Genomic DNA, 1,214 nt, shown 5'->3' with positions numbered 1-1,214 from the left:
GTGGTCGTCACCGGGCTCGCCGCGCTCGGCGCGATCCTGACGTTCGTCGTGATCACCTTCGTCCGCGGCGTCCCCGCGCTCGGCGCCCAGCTCAGCACCAGCGTCGACTCGATCGTGGAGTGGCTCGCGACCGGCCCGCTCCGGATCGGCCAGGAGCAGCTCGCCGGGATCCAGCAGGAGGTGCTCGACACCCTCAGCGCGAACCAGGCCGCCATCACCGCGGGCGCGCTGACCACCGCGGCCACGATCGGCGAGGTCCTCACCGAGATCCTGCTGGTGGTGTTCACGCTCATCTTCTTCCTGCACGGCGGGGCGGGGATCTGGCGGTTCCTGCTCAACGCCGCGCCGGGCCACGTCCGCACCCGGGTCGACGTCGCGGGCCGCCGCGGCGTCGCCGCCCTGGTCAGCTACGTGCGCGCCACCGCCGTCGTCGCGGTCGTCGACGCGGTGGCGATCGGGATCGGCCTCGCCATCCTCGGTGTCCCGCTGGCCTTCCCGCTGGCCGCGCTGGTGTTCCTGGGCGCCTTCATCCCGATCATCGGGGCGGTCGTCGCGGGCGGGGTCGCGGTGCTCGTCGCCCTCGTGGCCCAGGGCCCGATCTCGGCCCTCATCGTGCTCGCGATCATCATCGGGATCATGCAGCTGGAGAGCCACGTCCTGCAGCCGCTGCTGCTCGGCCGGGCCGTCAAGCTGCATCCCCTGGCCGTCATCCTCGCCATCGCCACCGGCCTGCTCGTCGGCGGCATCGCCGGGGCCCTGCTCGCCGTCCCGCTGCTCGCCGTGCTGAACTCCGGCATCCGGTCCCTGCGCAGCGAGGCCGACGAGCACGTCGACCCGCAGGACGTGCACACCAGCGAACCGGAACACACGGCACCCGACGAACCGGGCATCGACCGCCACGCGGAGCTCGACCCGGACCCGGTGCCGCAGCAGGCCCGGCCCGACTGACCTTCCGGACGGACCACGGCGACGACGGTCAGCCGGTCACCGGAAGGCGGCGACGGAGCGGGCCGCCCAGTCGGCGAACGGGCGGGCCGGACGGCCGAGCACGCGCTCGACGTCCGGGCAGACGCGCTGTTCCTCCTCCGTCGGTGCGCCGAGGATGTCCAAGGTGGCCTCGGCGACCGGCAGCGGCATGTGGGCCAGCAGGTCGGCGCACGCCGCGGCGCGGTCCTGCTCGACGAACCGCACCGGCTCACCCAGCGCCCTACCGA

Annotated in this window: 1 protein-coding gene and 1 pseudogene; one reads left to right on the top strand and one right to left on the bottom strand. The window is 73.8% G+C overall.

Annotated features, from left to right (window positions below):
- The coding region (locus H5J29_RS33435) for an AI-2E family transporter (protein ID WP_181784872.1) at positions 1 to 948 on the top strand (948 nt) is incomplete at its 5' end.
- 36 nt (positions 949 to 984) lie between these two features.
- Here the strand turns inward: H5J29_RS33435 and H5J29_RS33430 are convergent.
- A pseudogene (locus H5J29_RS33430) lies at positions 985 to 1,214 on the bottom strand (NmrA family transcriptional regulator); the annotation flags it as partial.

Source organism: Pseudonocardia pini (genome assembly GCF_013870575.1).
GTDB classification, from domain to species: Bacteria; Actinomycetota; Actinomycetes; order Mycobacteriales; family Pseudonocardiaceae; genus Pseudonocardia; species Pseudonocardia pini.
The sequence above is the reverse complement of the archived record's forward strand: the minus strand, read 5'-3'. Positions and strand labels throughout refer to the sequence as shown.